This is a genomic window from Pedobacter indicus (assembly GCF_003449035.1).
GTDB lineage: Bacteria > Bacteroidota > Bacteroidia > Sphingobacteriales > Sphingobacteriaceae > Albibacterium > Albibacterium indicum.
The window spans coordinates 3,019,370-3,033,945 of record NZ_QRGB01000001.1; the positions used below are offsets into that span (position 1 = coordinate 3,019,370).

General features: G+C 42.4%; 14 protein-coding genes. 3 read left to right on the forward strand and 11 right to left on the reverse strand.

Annotation, left to right across the window (positions count from 1 at the left end):
* The first annotated feature begins 2 nt into the window (after nt 1–2).
* Nucleotides 3–1,508: a 2,3-bisphosphoglycerate-independent phosphoglycerate mutase gene (gpmI, locus tag D3P12_RS13315; protein WP_245977452.1), complete on the forward strand. Its 1,506-nt coding sequence runs from the start codon at nt 3–5 to the stop codon at nt 1,506–1,508.
* Between the two features lie 41 nt (nt 1,509–1,549).
* On the forward strand, nt 1,550–2,089 hold the full coding sequence (locus D3P12_RS13320; RefSeq protein ID WP_118196279.1) for a hypothetical protein: 540 nt from the start codon (nt 1,550–1,552) through the stop codon (nt 2,087–2,089).
* Nucleotides 2,090–2,146: 57 nt separating this feature from the next.
* On the opposite strand, the gene D3P12_RS13325 is transcribed toward D3P12_RS13320, so the two are convergent.
* Nucleotides 2,147–2,818, reverse strand: coding sequence for a tetratricopeptide repeat protein (locus D3P12_RS13325; protein ID WP_118196281.1), 672 nt, complete (start codon nt 2,816–2,818; stop codon nt 2,147–2,149).
* Nucleotides 2,819–3,115: 297 nt separating this feature from the next.
* Here D3P12_RS13325 and lon point away from each other — a divergent pair, with 297 nt between their 5' ends.
* Complete coding sequence (gene lon, locus D3P12_RS13330; protein ID WP_118196283.1) at nt 3,116–5,575, forward strand: endopeptidase La; 2,460 nt, start codon at nt 3,116–3,118, stop codon at nt 5,573–5,575.
* Between the two features lie 116 nt (nt 5,576–5,691).
* Here the strand turns inward: lon and D3P12_RS13335 are convergent, their stop codons facing one another.
* The 10 genes from D3P12_RS13335 to D3P12_RS13375 form a co-directional block, all read right to left on the reverse strand.
* Nucleotides 5,692–7,134, reverse strand: coding sequence for a Glu/Leu/Phe/Val family dehydrogenase (locus D3P12_RS13335; protein WP_118196285.1), 1,443 nt, complete (start codon nt 7,132–7,134; stop codon nt 5,692–5,694).
* Nucleotides 7,135–7,177: 43 nt separating this feature from the next.
* The gene (locus tag D3P12_RS13340; protein ID WP_118196287.1) at nt 7,178–7,405 is read right to left on the reverse strand and encodes a CcmD family protein; all 228 of its coding nucleotides are present in this window, start codon (nt 7,403–7,405) and stop codon (nt 7,178–7,180) included.
* 107 nt (nt 7,406–7,512) lie between these two features.
* Nucleotides 7,513–8,178: a cytochrome c biogenesis protein gene (gene ccsA, locus D3P12_RS13345; protein ID WP_118196289.1), complete on the reverse strand. Its 666-nt coding sequence runs from the start codon at nt 8,176–8,178 to the stop codon at nt 7,513–7,515.
* A 61-nt stretch (nt 8,179–8,239) separates the two neighbouring features.
* Nucleotides 8,240–8,899 (reverse strand): heme exporter protein CcmB, encoded by a 660-nt coding sequence (locus D3P12_RS13350; protein ID WP_118196291.1) that lies wholly within the window; start codon nt 8,897–8,899, stop codon nt 8,240–8,242.
* A gap of 75 nt (nt 8,900–8,974) precedes the next feature.
* A complete protein-coding gene (locus tag D3P12_RS13355) occupies nt 8,975–9,349 on the reverse strand; it encodes a YtxH domain-containing protein (protein ID WP_157970351.1) in 375 nt (124 codons plus the stop codon).
* Between the two features lie 116 nt (nt 9,350–9,465).
* Entirely contained in the window at nt 9,466–9,840 is a 375-nt protein-coding gene (locus D3P12_RS15595) for a hypothetical protein (protein WP_245977453.1), read from the reverse strand.
* Entirely contained in the window at nt 9,831–10,607 is a 777-nt protein-coding gene (locus tag D3P12_RS13360) for a sugar phosphate isomerase/epimerase family protein (RefSeq protein ID WP_245977454.1), read from the reverse strand. The genes D3P12_RS15595 and D3P12_RS13360 overlap by 10 nt, the downstream gene beginning before the upstream one ends.
* Before the next feature lie 17 nt (nt 10,608–10,624).
* A complete protein-coding gene (ispE, locus tag D3P12_RS13365) occupies nt 10,625–11,422 on the reverse strand; it encodes a 4-(cytidine 5'-diphospho)-2-C-methyl-D-erythritol kinase (protein WP_118196295.1) in 798 nt (265 codons plus the stop codon).
* Nucleotides 11,419–12,063, reverse strand: coding sequence for a DUF2027 domain-containing protein (locus D3P12_RS13370; RefSeq protein ID WP_118196297.1), 645 nt, complete (start codon nt 12,061–12,063; stop codon nt 11,419–11,421). The genes ispE and D3P12_RS13370 overlap by 4 nt, the downstream gene beginning before the upstream one ends.
* A 10-nt stretch (nt 12,064–12,073) precedes the next feature.
* A complete protein-coding gene (locus D3P12_RS13375) occupies nt 12,074–14,479 on the reverse strand; it encodes an alpha-ketoacid dehydrogenase subunit alpha/beta (protein WP_118196299.1) in 2,406 nt (801 codons plus the stop codon).
* Nucleotides 14,480–14,576 lie beyond the last annotated feature (97 nt).

Consider the following 14,576-nt stretch of genomic DNA (forward strand, 5'->3'; position numbering starts at 1 on the left):
TAATGCTTATGATCCTCGACGGTTGGGGTTATGGTAAGCATGATACAAGCAATGCTGTAGAGGCAGCACAAACACCTTTTTTTAATAGCCTAATAGAAAAATACCCCAATTCAAAATTACAGGCATCAGGCGAATTTGTCGGTTTACCCGACGGACAGATGGGAAATTCTGAAGTTGGACATATGAATTTGGGAGCTGGTCGAATTGTATATCAAGAACTTGGCCGGATCAACAAGGCGATCATTGATGACGAACTAAAAAGCAATGACACTCTTGTAGAAGCATTTAATTATGCCAAAGCCAACCATAAAAAAACACATTTCATTGGTCTTTTGTCAGACGGTGGTGTACATTCACACATTAACCATCTGATAGGTTTAGTAAAAGCCGCGACCGAAGCAGGCTTACAAGACGTATTTATTCATGCTTTCTTGGATGGTCGCGATACGGATCCCAATTCTGGAAAAGGCCACCTGGAAACACTGCAAACAAACTTATCCTCTCTTGGTACAGGTGAGATCGCCAGTGCAATCGGTCGATACTATGCTATGGACAGAGATAACCGCTGGGAGCGCGTTCAGCAGGCCTATGATCTTCTTGTTCACGGTAAAGGGGCAACGACCACCGACATCATAGCCGCGGTCGAAAAATCTTATCAGAACGGCGTTACAGATGAATTCGTAAAACCTATTGTCAAAGTGAACCAAGCAGGCCAACCAGTCACTAAGATTGAAGATGGTGATGTTGTTATTTGTTACAATTTCAGGACAGACCGTGCGAGAGAAATCACAACCGCCTTGACCCAAAAACCACTACCCGAATATGGTATGCATCCATTAACACTGCACTATGTTACGATGACTACATACGATGAGACATTTGCAAATATAAATGTAGTCTTCAAAAAAGATGACATTACGCAAACTCTCGGCGAAATATTGGAACAAAATGGTAAAACGCAAGTACGCATAGCAGAAACCGAAAAATATCCGCATGTCACTTTCTTCTTTTCTGGAGGACGGGAAAAGGAATTTATTAACGAAAGACGGCTCTTAATTCCATCACCAAAGGTTGCTACCTACGATTTACAACCTGAAATGAGCGCTCAGGGTATAGCAGACACTATCTGCTCCGACATCGAAAGTAATCAGCCAGACTTCATATGCCTTAACTTTGCTAATCCAGATATGGTTGGCCACACTGGTGTATTCGAAGCGGTTGTCAAAGCAGTGGAAAAGGTTGATCAATGTGCCCAACAGACCGTTGAGTGTGGATTGAGGAACGGCTATTCTTTCATCATTCTTGCAGATCATGGCAATGCAGAATTTATGATAAACGGAGATGGCTCGGTGAATACCGCACATACGACGAACCTTGTTCCCTGCATCCTGATAGATAAGGATCATCATTCGATTAAAGACGGCAAGCTCGGCGACGTTGCACCTACTATTTTGAAATTATTAGGCGCTCCCGTCCCAGAAGCGATGACCGGAACACCATTGGTATAAGAAGACCCTAAAAGTATAAGACGAGCCAAAAGTAAAAACATATGCGTAAACGTATTCTTCCGTTCTGTCTTGTAATTGGACTTTTAAGTTCTTGCGGGGAGAGTGAGCAAACTACTCAAAACCTTCAAACAGAAGTTTATTTTGACATAAAGGGCTTTTTTGAAGAAGAAGCGGTCAGACTATCGGGAAATTCCAACCCTGTACACAAGGAAATTACGCGAAACCGTGAAGAAACAGAAAGTAAAAACATTACAATCAAAGACTGGAAAAAAGAACTGAGTCTCTTTATTGAATCCGATATAAACAAACCTGCATGGACCTCGAGCTACCAGGTACGTGAAGAGGGAGATAGTACCGTTTATATCACTTCCGATCCTAATCTCAGAACAAAGAAAATTGTTATCAATATGGAAGACGAAAAGGTAGCTGCTATCACCATTTCAAATGAAGTAACCAACCAGTTGTACACCAGTCAAGAAAAATTATATTACTCGCCCGATTCACTTTACCGTATCGAAAAAAAACAAGATGTCCGCGTAATTGGCAGTAATCAATACCTGGTTACCGGAAAATTTAAATAATAAAAAAAGCCCGGTTGACGGAATGTCAACCGGGCTTTTTTGTATAATTATAACCGATTATAAACTAGAGCGGTATACTTTCAGTTTTTTCAACTCCAGATTCAAATCCTTTCTCGATGGATTTTTTGCTAAAACTGTCTCCAAATCCTTAATAGATCCGTCGTAATAAGTTGCTGCCGCTTCCTTGTTATAATTCTTGGAAGTTGGCGTGCCGACCAAGTTCCCCAAATCCCTATAAGCCATAGCTCGGTTCTGATACAGCTTCATATCACTATCATCTAATCCAATAGCTTTATTATAATCAGCAATACTTGACTCTAATAGATCAGCGCGCTGCTTATCATTCAATTTTGTTTGCGGATCGGCGGCCAACGTATTTGAAACCTTCGCACGATAATAATAAGCGTTCACATCGTCAGGTCTGCCGTTCAGAACAGCAGAGAATGACTCGATTGATTTTTTATACTCACCGATCTGATATTGTGAATAACCTAGCATATACATTAAATCCAGATTATTCTTTTCATCCGGCAGTGCCTTTTCTAAATTAGTTACAGCCGCTTTAAAGTCACCATCAATCAATGCTTTCTGTCCAAGTTTTACATAAGGGTTAGAGCTTTCAATATTTTGTGCACTTTGTCCGAACGCAAAGCCTCCTACCATCAGTAACATTCCAATAAGTACTGTCTTCTTCGCAGCTCTGCGAATCTTATCCAAATTAACTTTCATAAAATAATTTTCTTGCTTAATTTTTAACCTAATCTAAAGTTAGTCATTTCCACTCAAAGCTATTGATTAAAAACTAACTCTTTTTATTTTTTCTCAAGCAGATTGCAAAAACAATACCGAAAATTATTCAGGCAGCTGACTTGGGACAGAAAATTTGTCGCCTTTATCTGCTGCTCAGCCATTGGCATAAGGCTTGCGTGTATAGTAGTTTAATCATATAATATAATAAATAGAGGTATTAGCGGCCATTATGTCAGACGTTCACCTCTATATAAACAAGATAAATCAACAGACTCTATGAGTTACAAAAACCCATTCGATTTCCACCAAGTTCTTCCACTAATTGATGAAGAAACTGAATTTTTCCCGTTGTTATCTCAAGAAGACGAGGATGAAATGAATACCGCTGAGATGCCAGATGTTCTATCTATCCTTCCATTGCGGAACATGGTTATTTTTCCAGGCATCGTTATTCCTATTACTGTCGGAAGAGACAAATCCATCAACCTCGTCAAAGATTCTTACAAAGGAGACAAACTGATCGGTGTTGCCACGCAATTAATGACCGAAACTGAAGATCCTACGTTCGATCAGCTTTATAAAGTAGGTGTCACCGCCAAGATTATAAAAATTTTACAAATGCCTGATGGCAACATGACGGTCATCATCCAAGGCAAGCAGCGTATTACCCTGAAAGAAGAAGTTCAGTCCGAGCCCTACATTAAAGCGACAGTCGAACGGTTTAAGGAAGCCAAACATCGTACCAGCAAAGAGTTAGATGCTATTTTAAGTTCAATACGTGAACTTTCAATGGAGATCATCCAGTTATCACCCAACATACCGAGTGAGGCGGGGATTGCTATTAAGAACATTGAAAGCCCAGCTTTCTTAGTCAACTTTATCTCTTCAAATGTCAATGCTGATCTCGCCTTCAAACAAGAACTTTTAGAGTTAAAAAGCTTAAAGGAAAGAGCCAAGCGGCTGCTTCAGCAACTAACTGTCGAGCTACAGGTACTCGAACTAAAAAATCAGATTCAGAACAAGGTGCGCGTTGATCTGGACAAACAACAGCGCGAATATTTCCTCAACCAGCAACTCAAGACCATTCAAGAAGAACTAGGCGGTAACACACCTGATTTAGAGATAGAAGAACTTGAAAAACGAGCGAAAACGAAAAAATGGGATACCGATGTTCGAAAGCACTTCCAAAAAGAACTCGCAAAACTACAACGAATCAACCCAGCCGCGGCCGATTATTCCGTACAACTTAATTACCTCGAAGTTCTTCTGGATTTGCCTTGGAACGAGTTTACCAAAGATAACTTCGATTTAAAACGAGCTCAAAAAGTACTTGATAAAGACCATTACGGTTTGGAGAAAGTCAAAAAGCGTATTATTGAATACTTGGCTGTTTTAAAGCTGAAAAACAACATGAAGGCTCCGATCCTTTGTCTGGTAGGGCCACCCGGTGTCGGTAAAACATCTTTAGGAAAGTCCATTGCGTCTGCTCTTGGTCGCAAATATGTTCGCGTGGCCTTGGGTGGGGTGCGTGATGAAGCGGATATCCGTGGTCATCGAAAAACTTATATTGGTGCCATGCCCGGACGAATCATCCAGTCACTTAAAAAAGCAGAATCAGCCAATCCGGTGTTTGTGTTAGACGAGATTGATAAGGTCGGGAGTGATTTCCGCGGCGACCCTTCCTCTGCCCTATTAGAGGTGTTAGATCCGGAACAAAACAATGCGTTTTATGACCATTATGTAGAGGTCGATTTTAACCTCTCCAACATCATGTTCATCGCCACGGCCAACTCGCTGAGTAACATTCAACCTGCTTTACTTGATCGTATGGAAATCATTGAAGTGAATGGTTATACCATAGAGGAGAAAATACAAATAGCTAGAAAGCATTTGCTTCCTAAACAAAGAGAGCAGCACGGTCTCAAAGCAAAAGACATCAGCTTAAAAGGCAATGTCATTGAAAGAATCATTGAAGACTATACACGAGAATCGGGTGTACGCGGATTAGAGAAGAAAATCGGTTCTGTAGTTCGCGGTGTCGCCACCCATATTGTCATGGAAGATCCCATCGGCCCATCAATCAGCAATAAAGAAATCGAAGACATCCTCGGTGCACCAATCTATGACAAAGATCTTTACGAGAATAATGATGTTGCGGGCGTTGTTACCGGACTGGCTTGGACACAGGTAGGTGGCGACATCCTTTTTATCGAATCCAGCTTAAGTCCGGGCAAAGGCAAATTGACCCTAACGGGAAATCTAGGCGATGTTATGAAGGAGTCTGCAGCTATAGCTATGGCCTATCTTCGCGCGCATGCCCAGGAGATCCACATCGATCCGCTTGTATTCGACAAATGGGATGTTCACATTCACGTCCCCGCCGGTGCTACCCCGAAAGATGGCCCTTCCGCGGGAATCACCATGCTAACCGCCTTGGCCTCCGTTTTCACACAGCGCAAGGTCAAGAAAAATCTCGCGATGACCGGCGAGATTACACTGCGTGGCAAAGTATTGGCTGTCGGCGGCATCAAAGAGAAGATACTTGCAGCGAAACGAGCAAACATCAAGGAGATCATCCTTTCGAAATCAAATCGAAAAGATATATTAGAAATCAAAGAAGACTACATCAAGGATCTAAACTTCCATTATGTCGATGAGATGAATGAAGTAATTAAATTAGCTCTGCTTGATGAGAAAGTAAAGAAGCCTCTAGATTTAAGCCCGAAAGAGCAATAATAGTAAAGCAAGTAACACAAACTTGTGGACTATATATCAAATAAAGGAGGGGGTGTATTCATCATACACCCCCTCCTTTATTTGATATATATAGTTCGTTTTTTTAGATACTCTTCCTATGGCCAGATGCCCATATTTTTATAAGATTCAGCAATCTTATTGATAGCACCCACCAATGCCGCTGTCCGCAAACCCGGAATCTGGTCATTGCTCACATATACCTCACGTATTTCATGATATGACCGTATCATCGTATCTTCCAACCCTGAATTCACCAGTTCCTCTTCCGATGCGCCTTTTACAATAATCTTACGCTGCTCATCAGTCAACGAAGCACCGGTCACTCCTTCCACCATATTTACAATATTCAGGTTTGCAGTTTCCGTATATCTTCTATCCATTCTGCCGAATGCGATATGCGAAAGATTTTTTAACCATTCGAAGTAAGATACCGTTACTCCTCCCGCATTACAGAACATATCCGGGATGATCATACCTCGACCGCCTTCAACAAAAATGTCAGCTGCAGCGGGTGTCGTTGGTCCATTCGCACCTTCGGCTATTATTTTTGCCTGAATCCTTTTCACATTCTCTTCTGTTATTTGATTCTCCAAAGCTGCAGGAACCAAGATATCACAAGCCTGCTCTAATCCTTCCGCCGGTGATGAGAACTCCTTCTGTGACTTCCCAAAATTCATAATTGAGCCCGTTTCCTTACGATGTTGCAACACTTCATCCGGGTCTAATCCATCCGCATTATAAATGGCACCATCGAATTCACATATCCCAACGATAATCGCACCGAACTCTAATAACACTTTTGCAGAGAAGTACCCTACATTCCCCAACCCTTGGATGATGATTCTTTTACCTTCTATACCCGGCGTCAGACCAATCTTCTTCATATCTTCCGCAACACTGACACACTCACGTATCGCAATCGCGACCCCACGCCCGGTAGCTCCGCGACGTCCAGCAATTCCGTGCAATGATAATGGTTTACCCGTAACACATCCCAGAGCATCCAGTTGTCCAGGATTCATTGCCAGATAGGTATCCGCAATCCAACTCATTTCCCTTTCGCCCGTCCCATAGTCAGGGGCAGGCACATCAACTGCTGGTCCGATAAAATTTTTCTTAATCAGCTCCACAGTATAACGTCGCGTAATATTCTCCAGCTCTCGCACAGAGTACTGGCGTGGATCTATTTTTATCCCACCCTTGGCTCCACCAAATGGAACATTCACAATTGCACATTTGTAGCTCATCAATGCCGCCAGCGCCATCACTTCATCTTCGTTCACCATATCACTATAGCGAATTCCACCTTTTGTCGGTGTTTTATGATGCGAATGCTGGACTCTCCATGCATCAATCACTTCCAACCCTCCGTTATCCCTTTTAATGGGAAACTGAAAACGATACACGCTATTGCAAGCTTTAATTTGATTCAACAAGCCTGCGTCATGATTTGTAAATTGTGCCGCTCGGTTAAAGAATTCACTAACATCATGAAAAAAATGAGGTTGTTCTTTCGCTAGTGCTATCGAATTTGCCATAAATTTTGATTACTTATTGATTAATTTAATTGGAATCAAGGACTTAGTTATCAAGTTTCTTGTTTTTCCTCTCCAGTTTACCTATCCTTCTATCAATCGTGATCAGATAGATGATAAAGCCTATGAAAATTACTAATAAAACAAGAACCACCACATAGATCTTTCCAGAGCTACGAAGACCGGTAGCCATTTCAACGCCACTACCTGACTGAGCAAATGTAGCCAAGAAGTTTAAACTGGTCAACAGTATTAAAAGAAATGCTTTTTTCATCAAAAAATCGTTTTTTTATTATTAGGAACAAAATTATTTAAAGGTTTGCTACGTTTTTTCAAACAGCGTACCCTTCTAGCTATCAATTTGATTAATCAAAGGAAAAACTAAATGGATTCATTTTCCCTATATTCCAACTTTCTGACCCTGTATCTCAAGGTCATCATCCACACTCCGATCAACATCCAACCCAATACCGCCGGCCTGAAGACCCACTGCATCGTCCCATCCATATCATAGCCGGCGAAACCCGGATTACCACCATTTCCCGGATGCAGAGAATCCGTCATCCGCGGCAATATAAAAAGCAAAACGATCATAATCGGAAAAGCGAAAATATTATAGATAGCCGAAATCTTCGCGCGCTTCTGCTCTTCGTCCAACGCGTTCCGCAGTACTACGTATGCTAAATACATTAATGATGCAATCGCAGAACTATTCAACTTTGGATCATTCGGCCATGGGTCGCCCCAGGTTATATTTGCCCACAACATACCGCTTACCAAACCAAACACACAAAAAACTAGCCCCACATTCACACTTTCCACCGCTATAAAGTCATCGGTTGGCTTACTTGAACTCAGATATCTGATGCTGTATATCACTGAAATCAGGTACATCAACAACATCGCAAACCACATTGGTACATGATAATATACCACCCGGATACTCTCGTGTAAAATCGGCAAAGCAGGAACTTTCCCTAGCATCCCGGAAACAATCGTATAAGCCACGATCGCTGCACCTAAAATTTTCCACCAATAAGCTTTCATTTAACTCTATTTATTAAAAAACGTATCACTGTTACCTTAATAATACTAGTCATGAATGATACTAGTCACGCCAAATGTAAGGAAACAATAACAAAGAAACCGCAATTACGATCGCATTTATTGCTAGCAAAACAATGATCTCATCGTAGCTAACCGATCGATCCAGCCCGTCCATCGCATTCTTTGATAGTTTAATCAGTACAATCAATAAAGGTATTATCACCGGGAAGCCCAGGACAGCCATTAAAGTACCACTATTATTCGCCTTTGCGCTGATACCCGAAATCATCGTTAGAACAGTTGCAAAACTAATACTCCCTAATACAACCGACAAAAAATAAAGAGGCGGATCCCCCAGTGGATTTTTAAACACCACCGAATAAACAAAAAATGCTAAGACCGAAAGCCCCAGCATCAATATCACATTATAGATAACTTTTGAAAGAATAATTGCATGCGGGCTCACCAATGTATAATAATACAGCTGCCTCCCTTTACTCTCCTGTACAAAACTCTTCGCAATTGCATTAATTGATGCAAAAAGCAAAATAATCCAGAACAATGCATTCCAGACCGTTCCGTCCACGCTTCGAAAAGCCTGGTAACACACAAATACTGTCGATACCACATAAAGCAAAATGCTGTTGAGGGCGTATTTTGATCGCCACTCCAACAGCATTTCTTTGTATACTAAATATCGTATCTGCGTCAAGAAGTTCATCTTTGTCAAAGATACAACTCAGGTCGAACTTTGACTAGCGAAACCACAGAATAATTACATTTAGTAATCTACATATTAATATTTATTCGCTTTGTTTGCAGCGTCATCAGCTAGATCAGATGCACTATGAGCAGCCTTCCTACCCAGATCTTCCGCGTCATCTTTCAGGCGATTCGCTTTATCTTTAACCGTATTCGCCGTATCTTCCAACTTCTCCTTTCCTTCAGCATACTTCTTCTTTGCCTTCGATTTTGCCTTATCGGCATATTCCGAGGCACGCTCCATTCCCTCACTAGCTTTTTCCTTCACCGTGCTTGAAAAATCGTTAAAAGTCTCCATAGCTTTGTCCAGACATTTCCGGCCATCTTTGGTTCCAAAGAAATACCATGCTGCAGCTCCTGCTGCCAAGCCCATCATTGCAAATCCTGCTAAACTCGATCTTTTGCTCATCTTATTTTTTCTTTTAAATGTTTTTTTAATTGCTTTAACTTGTTTGTTCATCGTATAAATCAACTGTTTACAATCTCAACAAGGAAAACATTTAATTGTTTTCAAAAAAAAACGAGTTACAACAAATCTTTTACAGCTACTACCGGCACATCTGCTCGCCCCGGCTGTGACAAAGGTTGATGATTAGCAAAAGCATATCCTTCCTTGTCTGATATATCCCACAACATTGGCTTCAAAAAACTAATAGCAGCTACATAACCCTGTGATATAGCCGCTAAGTTCGCCGTCTCTTTTGAATTTTTAGCTTCATTTTCAATCTCGAACGGCCCATCAAAACCTTTTTTCGTCAGCAGATCTACAAAGGCCCTCCAGTCCATGCTGTCCGAGCCCCCAAAACCCGGCAACATAGCTTCATAGTGATGACGATCCCAACTATGCTGAGGTACAGCCACATCCGCCTTCTTTGCCAGATCAGCATTGACTAATTGCATAGGATACATCCCCCCCAATCGATTCTTGCTTTCGTTTTCAGGTTTCTCGTTGTTTTCACGTGGATTCGATGAATCCTTTCAATATCACTTGCTTTAATGACATCTACCGGATCCGTATTCTGCCACACATCGTGCGAAGGGTCGTAGATTTCGCCATGGGCTTTACTCGGAATCATCGCGTACATTAACTTTCTGGCAGCCAGCACTCCCGGAAGATTATTAAAAGTATTTGTATAACCAGCCTCACGCCATCCCTCCATCGGACAGTTCTCATATACCACGGTTACCCCCAGGTCCTCTGCGTACTTAATGATCGGATTAAAAACCCGGTAATATTCATCCAGGTTCTTCTGAAAACCATTCTCCTGATTGCCCAGTTCATGATTATAACCCACAAAAGCTCCAACCTTCACGTTGTTCTCATCCCCACCGAGCAGATGGGCTATACGGATCAGTTTAAGCAAATGGTTTTGGTTTTTTACACGCTCCGCTTCATCCCCTCCGATCATGTTTTCGAAAGCCCCTAAAGACAGCCCTAGCTTATTTTGGTTGAATGTATCGATGAGCTTCTTCGCATCCTCCGTCCCGAAACCCTCATACTCCAAATGTGTAGCCGTATGATCCTCTCTCGTCCCGTCCTTTCTAAAAACACACAGATCAATCCCCTGAGCACCCACCTCCAAAGTCTTCGCAATCAACTGCTCTAAATTTAACTGATCAAAAGCCGAGCTCATAACCCAAATCGGATTATTAAGTTTTTTCTTCATATTCTAAAAAATTTATATCAACAATATCGTATTAAGTAACGCCCTTCCATTTCGGTTAACGCTACCCGCTCCTCAAATATACCAAAAACAGCAGACCCGCTTCCACTCATCGAAGCATATATTGCACCCTTCTGATACAGTTCATCCTTTATCTCTTCCACCACAGGATATTTTTTGATGATCGATCGCTCAAAATCATTTACAATTACCTCGCGCCATTCACTGACATCCAACTTTATGTTCGACCGCAATTGCCTTCCTTCATTGTTTATATAAACATTACTAAAAGCCTCAGCAGTAGAAATATGTATATCTGGCTTTACAACAATAATTTGATAAGCACTCAAATCAAGCTCTATCTTTTCAAACTCATCACCTCGCGCCTTTGCAAAGGCAGGTTCGTTCTCAATAAAAAAAGCGCAATCAGCCCCTAGGCGACGGGCACAAGCTTGCATATCCTCCACATTCATACCCAGAGAAAAACGCTTATTCAAAAGTTTGATGAGAAAACCCGCATCAGCCGAACCGCCCCCTAATCCAGCGCCCATGGGTATCGCCTTATGCAGGTGAATATGAAGAGGAGGCAAATCAAAATCTGCTTGCAATAGTGAATATACCCTCGCACAGATATTCTCCGTATCTTCAGGCATTTTCATTCCCGTTAAAAAAATAGCATTATCCTCTGCCTCAATCACTTCCAATGCGTCACATAAACGGATAGGATAGAAAACAGTTTCCAGCTCATGGTAGCCATCAGGGCGCTTCCCGGTTACCTGCAAACCGATATTGATCTTTGCGTTCGGAAACGTAATCATCTTTTGGGTCGATGAGAAATAAAATGTTCTTTTAGCCTATCGACCTCCAGCTCATTCTTCTCATCCAGTTGAAACAGCCAAGCTTTTTTACCTAAGAGACCTACCTCTTTTTTTGAAGTAGATATATCCACCGGACGAACCCTCTTATCAACGATCAGGGGCTCTTTATAATCCAACGATTGTTCCGAAAAGAAAATAACCTGAAAATTATATAATGGCCAATCTCCGACGGAGACCGAATTCGCGGCGTGAATCTTTACTACAGAGCGAGGTTTCAACTCACCATGAAATTCACCCAAGACCGTCTTATTCTTTTTTGAATTAAATGCAAGCAATAAATGATATGAACTCTCATTTACCAACCAGAATTCTACCAAGCCCTGCTTCTGTTCACTCGTAAGAGCCAAATACACCCCCTCATGAATAAACTTCTCATTCTTCACAGCTTCTGTTTGAAAAGCCTGATCATCCTCCCGTTCCATACGACCGTGGACCAATGTTACCTTCGAAGCCGGTACAGGTATCTCGAAACCATCCTCTCCCGTAACTGCCACCATATTTTCATCGATGATACGAGTAATGTAGCCTTCGGCACTTTCCTCCACCAAGCGAACAAAGTCGCCTAACTTATATTTGCTCATCTATTTTATCTTAAAAAATCGCCGGATATTGCTGAGGATCTGCCTCATGCATAATTGCGTATACAGCCTCAATAACGTCATCTTTCGATGGTTTCGTAAAATAATCCCCATCCGTACCATACGGCGGACGATGTTCGTGCGCTGTTAGTGTCCTTGGCTGACCGTCCAAATGAAAATAACCGTTTTGCTGTTCAAGAATCTGCTGCAATATAAAAGCAGACCCTCCGCCTGGCATATCCTCATCTACGATCAGCAGATGGTTCGTCTTTTCAAGTGATCTAGCACAAAGCTGATGTTTATCAAATGGAAGCAACGTCTGTGGATCGATAATCTCAATCGATATACCCAGTTCCTCCAGTTCCGGAGCAGCCTCTTCCACCACACGCAGCGTAGACCCATAAGACACCACTGTAACATCCCTTCCTTCCCTTATTAACTCTGCCTCGCCCAGCGGCACCGTAAACTCACCCACATTCTCCGGTAGTGCCTCCTTCAGGCGATATCCATTCAAGCTCTCAATCATCAATGCCGGCTCATCCGATCGGAAAAGTGTATTATACATACCCGCGGCCTGCGTCATATTTCTTGGCACACAAATATGCAATCCTCTGAGCGTATCCAAAATCATTGCCATTGGCGAGCCCGAGTGCCAAATCCCCTCCAATCGATGCCCCCTGGTACGAATAATCACCGGGGCTTTCTGTCCACCCTTCGTTCGGTAACTCAACGATGCCAGATCATCGCTCAACGCAGTAATCCCATAAATCAGGTAATCCAGGTATTGGATCTCCGCAATGGGCCTCAAGCCCCGTAACGCCAGACCGATCCCCTGCCCGATGATCGAGCTCTCCCGAATCCCCGTATCAAAGATCCGCTCTTCACCAAACTTCGCTTGCAATCCCGCGAAACCCTGGTTCACATCACCGATCACCCCCACATCTTCACCAAAAGCCAATAAACGGTTATCTCGTGCAAAGTTGGCAGCGAAACAAGCATTCAACACCTCCCTTCCATCTACCTTTTTCGCATCGTCATTATATTGAGGATCAACACGCTCAATAAAATCAACTCCATCTTTACTTTCCGTAAAAAGTTTTGAGTGAAAGCGGTCAAAATTTACTTCACTTCGTTCCTGATACCAGCTGACTAATTCTTCTCTTTGAGACGAACCCTGATGACGAGTCACGCGTAAAGCCTTTCGCACAACACCGTAAATATCTTTCAGAGAAGGCTCATGAAACGTCCGCAAGCTCTCTGCCAGCGCCGTTGCTTCATCATCGTTCAAATCCGTTACAAGCTGTACCGCTTCCCTTTTTTCCGTTTCAAAAACAGCGATGTAGTCATCCCATGCCTGTTTTTGTATACTTTTAACCTTCGCTTTCGATTCCTTTTCAAGCTCTTCCAGGCTTTCCTGATCAATTATTTCCGTATCCAGGATCCACTCCCGCATCTTTTTGATGCAATCAAATTCTTCCTCCCAAGCCAGTCTTTCTTCCGACTTATAACGCTCATGTGATCCTGATGTCGAGTGCCCTTGAGGCTGCGTCATTTCCGTCACATGAATCATCACTGGTATCTGTTTCTCCCGACAAATCTGTATTGCACGCTCATAAGTAGCCACCAACGCAGGGTAATCCCAGCCTCTAACTTTAAATATCTCATATCCTTCACCCTTCTCATCACGCTGAAATCCCCTCAATACTTCTGAAATATCCCCTTTTGTTGTCTGTATAGAATTAGGAACCGATATACCGTAGCCATCATCCCAAATAGAAATCGCCATAGGAACCTGCATTACCCCTGCCGCATTAATCGTTTCGAAAAATACACCTTCCGATGTAGACGCATTCCCGACCGTGCCGAAAGCCACCTCATTCCCCTGATCCGAAAACAAAGTCATATGCGATAGATCCTCCCTTTCCCGATATATCTTTGAAGCCTGGGCCAGTCCCAACAGACGTGGCATCTGTCCGCCAGTCGTTGATATATCCGAAGAAGAATTCTTTTGCTGTAACTGATCTACCCAAGCGCCGTCTTCGTCAATAATCCTCGTAGAAAAATGGCAATTCATCTGCCGCCCTCCAGAAGAAGGCTCTGCTTCCAGGTCTGGATGCGCGTACAGCTGAGCAAAAAACTTATGATAATCTGTTATGCCTGTAGCAAAAGCAAAGGTCTGGTCCCTATAATAGCCCGAGCGCCAATCACCCTCCCTAAACACCTTCGCCATAGCTATCTGTGCCAACTCTTTACCATCCCCAAAAATACCGAATTTCGCCTTCCCAGTTAACACCTCCTTCCTTCCGATCAGACTTATTTGCCGACTTTCATAAGCTAAAAGATAATCACTAATAAGCTGATCTTTAAAGTCTTCGTAGCTAAGTTTGTTATTTGAGAGTAAATTCGTGGTTTCTGACATGATTCTTGCTCTATACTCTAACTGATGGTTATCTGAAAGATCAAAGATAAAGAAAATATAACAAACAATTATTTGTACTTTTGATCATAGGCACGTT

What these genes read in the sequence shown, in the direction of transcription:
- gpmI (WP_245977452.1), top strand. Translation starts at nt 3, where the DNA reads ATGCTTATGATCCTCGACGGTTGGGGTTATGGTAAGCATGATACAAGC.
- D3P12_RS13320 (WP_118196279.1), top strand. Translation starts at nt 1,550, where the DNA reads ATGCGTAAACGTATTCTTCCGTTCTGTCTTGTAATTGGACTTTTAAGT.
- D3P12_RS13325 (WP_118196281.1), bottom strand. Translation starts at nt 2,818, where the DNA reads ATGAAAGTTAATTTGGATAAGATTCGCAGAGCTGCGAAGAAGACAGTA.
- lon (WP_118196283.1), top strand. Translation starts at nt 3,116, where the DNA reads ATGAGTTACAAAAACCCATTCGATTTCCACCAAGTTCTTCCACTAATT.
- D3P12_RS13335 (WP_118196285.1), bottom strand. Translation starts at nt 7,134, where the DNA reads ATGGCAAATTCGATAGCACTAGCGAAAGAACAACCTCATTTTTTTCAT.
- D3P12_RS13340 (WP_118196287.1), bottom strand. Translation starts at nt 7,405, where the DNA reads ATGAAAAAAGCATTTCTTTTAATACTGTTGACCAGTTTAAACTTCTTG.
- ccsA (WP_118196289.1), bottom strand. Translation starts at nt 8,178, where the DNA reads ATGAAAGCTTATTGGTGGAAAATTTTAGGTGCAGCGATCGTGGCTTAT.
- D3P12_RS13350 (WP_118196291.1), bottom strand. Translation starts at nt 8,899, where the DNA reads ATGAACTTCTTGACGCAGATACGATATTTAGTATACAAAGAAATGCTG.
- D3P12_RS13355 (WP_157970351.1), bottom strand. Translation starts at nt 9,349, where the DNA reads ATGAGCAAAAGATCGAGTTTAGCAGGATTTGCAATGATGGGCTTGGCA.
- D3P12_RS15595 (WP_245977453.1), bottom strand. Translation starts at nt 9,840, where the DNA reads ATGCAATTAGTCAATGCTGATCTGGCAAAGAAGGCGGATGTGGCTGTA.
- D3P12_RS13360 (WP_245977454.1), bottom strand. Translation starts at nt 10,607, where the DNA reads ATGAAGAAAAAACTTAATAATCCGATTTGGGTTATGAGCTCGGCTTTT.
- ispE (WP_118196295.1), bottom strand. Translation starts at nt 11,422, where the DNA reads ATGATTACGTTTCCGAACGCAAAGATCAATATCGGTTTGCAGGTAACC.
- D3P12_RS13370 (WP_118196297.1), bottom strand. Translation starts at nt 12,063, where the DNA reads ATGAGCAAATATAAGTTAGGCGACTTTGTTCGCTTGGTGGAGGAAAGT.
- D3P12_RS13375 (WP_118196299.1), bottom strand. Translation starts at nt 14,479, where the DNA reads ATGTCAGAAACCACGAATTTACTCTCAAATAACAAACTTAGCTACGAA.